Annotated in this window: 4 protein-coding genes and 1 pseudogene; 4 read left to right on the top strand and 1 reads right to left on the bottom strand. The window is 64.2% G+C overall.

Annotated features, from left to right (window positions below):
• From EOA24_RS28105 to EOA24_RS28090, 4 genes are all read left to right on the top strand, one after another.
• Nucleotides 1-384, top strand: a 384-nt coding sequence (locus tag EOA24_RS28105; RefSeq protein WP_145992548.1) for a substrate-binding domain-containing protein, incomplete at its 5' end; no start/stop codon positions are given.
• A complete protein-coding gene (locus EOA24_RS28100) occupies nt 381-1,385 on the top strand; it encodes an ABC transporter permease (RefSeq protein ID WP_126081264.1) in 1,005 nt (334 codons plus the stop codon). The genes EOA24_RS28105 and EOA24_RS28100, both read left to right, overlap by 4 nt.
• Nucleotides 1,382-2,146 (top strand): ATP-binding cassette domain-containing protein, encoded by a 765-nt coding sequence (locus tag EOA24_RS28095; protein ID WP_126081263.1) that lies wholly within the window; start codon nt 1,382-1,384, stop codon nt 2,144-2,146. The genes EOA24_RS28100 and EOA24_RS28095 overlap by 4 nt, the downstream gene beginning before the upstream one ends.
• Nucleotides 2,147-2,195: 49 nt before the next feature.
• The gene (locus EOA24_RS28090) at nt 2,196-3,281 is read left to right on the top strand and encodes a Gfo/Idh/MocA family oxidoreductase (protein ID WP_126081262.1); all 1,086 of its coding nucleotides are present in this window, start codon (nt 2,196-2,198) and stop codon (nt 3,279-3,281) included.
• Between the two features lie 127 nt (nt 3,282-3,408).
• On the opposite strand, the pseudogene EOA24_RS28085 reads toward EOA24_RS28090, so the two are convergent.
• Nucleotides 3,409-4,389: pseudogene (locus tag EOA24_RS28085) on the bottom strand (substrate-binding protein).
• Between the last annotated feature and the right edge of the window lie 248 nt (nt 4,390-4,637).

The following is a 4,637-nucleotide window of genomic DNA, read 5'->3' as shown; positions in this document are numbered from 1 at the left end:
GCGCTGACTGCTGCCACCGACATCCTGGCCGCGCATCCGGATCTCGCCGGCTTCTTTGCCGCCAACGACATCATGGCGCTCGGCGTCGAGCGAGCCGTGCAGACGTCCGGCAAGGACGTCAAGGTGATCGGCCTCGACGGCATTGTCGACGCTCTGAAATCGGTCGCCGCCGGCGAACTCACGGCCACCGTCGCGCAATACCCCTATGTGGTCGGCGCAATGGGCGTCGAGGCGTGCAAGCTTGCCGCAATGGGTAAGGAACTCCCCGCCAACGTGCCTGCGCCGGTGCTCCTCATCAACAAGGACAATGCGGAAGCCTCGCTGAAGAACTTCCCGCGTCCAGGCGGCGACTATCCGGATCCCTTGCGCGAGATGCTGAAGTGAGCCTTCCAGCCGACAACGCGCCCGCCTCCCGACAGGCGGGCGTCCACGAGGAGAGCCGTCCCTCCCTGGCGGCTCTCCTCATCGATCCTTCCTTCTGGGCCGACTGGGCATCTGTCGTCGGCCTGGTCGGTCTCGTCATCCTGTTCGGCGTCACCTCGCCAGTCTTCCTCAGCGTCGCCAACATGCAGGCGATCCTGCTTGCCGCCGCGATCCTGGTGGTGCTGTCGATCGGTCAGACCTTCGTTGTCGCCACGTCCGGCATTGACCTCTCGCTCGCAGCCTCCGTCATGCTTGGCGCGGTCATCCTCGGCCTGGTCAATGCGGCGGGTCTCGGCATCTTCGCCGCCTGTGTGCTCGCGGTGCTCGCCACCAGCGCCATCGGCTTCATCAACGGCGTGCTGATCACCGCCGGGCGTATTCCCGATTTCGTCGTGACGCTCGGCACGCTCTCCGGTATTACTGGTCTTGGCCTCATCCTGTCCGGCGGCGAGCCGACCATGGTGGGCTCGACGTTCCTGCTCAAGCTCGCGTCAGGCTATCTCGGGCCGTTCGGCTATCCGGTCTGGGTGGCGATCGCGGCCGTCCTTGTCGCGCATGTTGCGCTCTACCACACGCGGTTCGGCGTGCATCTGCTTGCCACCGGCGGCCAGGCAGAGAGCGCCAGCGCGCTCGGCATTCGCACGAACCGGGTCAAGATCGCCGCCTATACGATCTCCGGCTTCTGCGCCGGCATCGCGTCGATCCTTCTGGTGGCGCGCATCGGCTCGGCCGAGCCGCAGATCAACACGAGCCTGCTCCTGAACTCCGTGGCGGCCGTGGTGCTGGGCGGCGTCAGCCTGTTCGGCGGCCGCGCCAGCATCCTGGGACCCGCCATCGGCGCGCTGATGCTGACGGCCCTCGTCAACGGGCTGACGCTGCTCAGCGTCTCGGCCTTCTATCAACCACTTGCCGTAGGCGTGATCGTGGTCCTGGCGGCGCTGATCATGCGATATCAGAAATGAGCACCGTCAATCACATCGCGCCTTCCGAGGCGATCCTCGCCTGCCAGGGACTGAGCAAGCATTTCGGCGGCATCCGCGCCTTCACCGATGTCGGGTTTCAAGCCCGGCGAGGTGAGGTCACCGCGGTGATCGGCGACAATGGCGCCGGCAAGTCGACTCTCATCCGTTGCCTGGTCGGCGTGCATGTGCCCGACGGGGGCACGATCTATTTCGACGGCCGCCAGCACCCGTTCTCCAATCCGGACGAGGCGCGCAAATCGGGCATCGAGACCGTGCACCAGAACCTGGCGCTGATCGACGAATTGACGGTGGCGCAGAACCTTTTCCTCAACCGTGAGATCGTGCGCCGCATCGGCCCGTTCGCCCTGCTCGACCGCAAGGCGATGAAAGACGAGGCGCGCGCCATGCTGTCGCGGCTGTCGATCAACGTGCCGTCGGTGACCCAGCGCGTCCGGCGTCTCTCGGGCGGCCAGAGGCAGGCGATCTCGATCTGCCGCGCGGCGGGGTCGGGCGCCAAGCTGGTGGTTATGGACGAGCCGACGGCGGCGCTTGGCGTGCAGGAAACGGCAAATGTCGAGGCCCTTATCCGTAAGCTGCGCGAGCAAGGCGTAAGCGTTATCCTGATCAGCCACAATTTTGATCAGGTGCGACGGCTCTCCGACCAGATCTGGGTGATGCGCGCCGGCAAGATGGTGGCGACGGTGCGCTCGTCCGAAACCACCGGCAACGAGCTCGTGGCGCTGGTGACCGGCGCGGCGTGACAGCCGCGCCGCGCATGGAATTTGAAACAAACTAGCGAAGGAGTTCGCCGTGGCGCTGATCCGTGTCGGGCTTGTGGGTCTTGGAGAGGTCGCGCAATCGATCCATCTGCGGGTGTTGGCCGACCAGCGCGACCGCTGGGTCATCGCTGGCGCCCATGACGTTTCACCGAGCCTGGTGAAACTCATCACCTCGCAATACCCAACCGCCAAGGCCTATGAAAGCGCCGAGGCGCTGATCAATTCGCCGGATATCGACGCGGTCTTCGTGCTCTCATCGGACGACACGCACAGCCGCTTCGTCCGCGCCGCGATTACAGCCAACAAGCATGTCCTGCTCGAAAAGCCCGCCTGTCTGACGGTGCGCGAGATCGACGAGCTGATGGCGCTGAGCAGGGACTACGAAAAGACAATCTTCATCGGCTATATGCGCCGCTACGCGCCGGCCTATCTGGCGGCGCGAGACGAGTTGCCGGCACACGGAGACATCACCCATGTGCGCATTTTCGACCTGATCTCGGAAGGCCGGCATTTCCTGAAGAAGAGCCAGAACATCCTCTATCCGCGGGACATCGACCCGGCGATCCTTTCGCGCGGTGCCGAGGAGCGCGACGCGCTGATCCGCGAGGTGGTCGGAAAAGACGCCTCGGCCGAGCTCGTGCGCGCCTATCGAGGCCTGACCGCGCTCTCCTCGCACCACATCTCGGCCATGCGTGGCTTGATTGGCGAGCCACAGCGGGTGGTGGCGGCGCACCACACCAATGGCGGCGCCAACACCAGCGTCACCTTCGATTACGGCCACTTCGCCTGCCTCTATGACGCGGTGGTCGACGATCTCGGCCTGTTCGATGCCATGATCGAGGTTCGCTCCAACACCAAACGGGTACGGATCATCTACGACACGCCCTATATCCGCAGCCTGCCGACGCGCCTGGAGGTGACGGAGGCCGGGCCGCTCGGCCCAGTGACGAAGGCCTTCGGACCGCTCTATGGCGATGCCTTCTCCAACGAGCTGGAGACATTCCATCGCCACATCATGGAGGGCACCAAGCCGCTCACCGACCTGGCGGACTCACGGCGCGACCTTGCGCTGATGGCCGAGATCATCGCGCGGATGAGAGAGAGCGGCGGGAGATAAGGTCGCCGGCCGCGACATGCAGGCGGTCAGGTCCCGCTGGGGTCCGACCACCTTGTCAGCGCGACGGAGATGGCGAGGGCACCATGTGGCTGCCCCCGCCAGAAGCATCAGCGATCGGCGCTTCAAGTCACCGTGCGTTCCTGAATTGAAAGCCGCTGAGCACTTGCTCGTCGGGATCGATCGCACCCAGATTCTTGACGATCCGGAATCGACCGCTCTGTGCCTGCGCGATGTACATGTTCATGCGAACATGGTGTTGTCCGGGAACCATCTCGGCCGGACCGCCCGGGCCTTCGCCGATCCGCACGTGATCGAGCGCCTGTATAACCGCATCTCGCTCGACACTGCCTGCTTCCTTTACCGCAGCTTCCCACATCTTGATTGCCCGGTAATGTCCGGTGCACCCGCTGCCCGCGGTCAAGGTGGCGCCGCCTGGGAACCGCTCGCTATAGCGGCGCAAGAGCGCGCGGCCGAACGGTTCGTCGAGTTCCTAGTAGTAGTCGAGGCAGCTGTAGAGGCCCTCGATCTGCTCGGACGGCACCAGATTGAAGAAGTTCTCGTCGAAGTAAGTGCAGACGATTCTGCCGCCGCGTTTGCCGAAACCGGCCTTGTGCAGTTCTTCGAGGAATGGCGTCAGGCCCGGCGGGACAATGGTGTTGAAAACCACGTCGGTGCCGCTTGCCATGATCTGCTGCACCGTCCGCCGGAAATCGACGGTGTCGAGCGGGAAATACTCCTCGCCGACGATCTCGCCGCCATTGGCGTGCACCGCCCGACTGGCGGCCTTGTTGAGCAGATGCGGCCAAATGTAGTCGGCCGACGGCAGATAGAACCGCTTCGCCCCGGTGCTCTTCATCAGCCATGGGATCAGCGGGTCGACCTGCTGCGCGGGCACGGGGCCCGTGCAGAAGATCAGGGGATCATTTTCGTGTCCTTCATACTGCTCGGTATAGATGTAGAGCGTCCTGCCCCGCGTGACCGCCTCGCTTTTGATCGCCAGGCGGGTCGAACTGTAGATACCGCCGACGACCACATCGACCTTGTCGGCATCGACCAGTTTCGCGGCCTTTGCCATGGCGACACTGTCGGTAGTCTCGCCATCCTCGATGACGAGTTCCGCCGGCCGGCCGAGCAGGCCGCCTTTGGCATTGATATCGTGACGAGCATCGTGGTGAGGTTCGCGTTTGCGATGCCCATGAAAGACAATGGGCCTGTCAGTTCGGCGATGAGGCCGATCTTGATGGGTTTCGGATCCATTTGAAGTCTCCGATTACCGGTTTCATGTCTAGATTTTGCCGGACGCGCCGCCGCCGACGGCAGGCGACGCGCGGCGTGGACCTCAGGCCTCGTAGCGGC

Source organism: Mesorhizobium sp. M2A.F.Ca.ET.039.01.1.1, from assembly GCF_003998035.1.
Lineage (GTDB): Bacteria > Pseudomonadota > Alphaproteobacteria > Rhizobiales > Rhizobiaceae > Mesorhizobium.
Note: the sequence above shows the minus strand (reverse complement) of the source record. Positions and strands in the feature narration are given on the sequence as shown.

Excerpts from the sequence above, each read along its gene's own strand:
- EOA24_RS28095 (WP_126081263.1), top strand. The coding sequence starts at position 1,382 with ATGAGCACCGTCAATCACATCGCGCCTTCCGAGGCGATCCTCGCCTGC.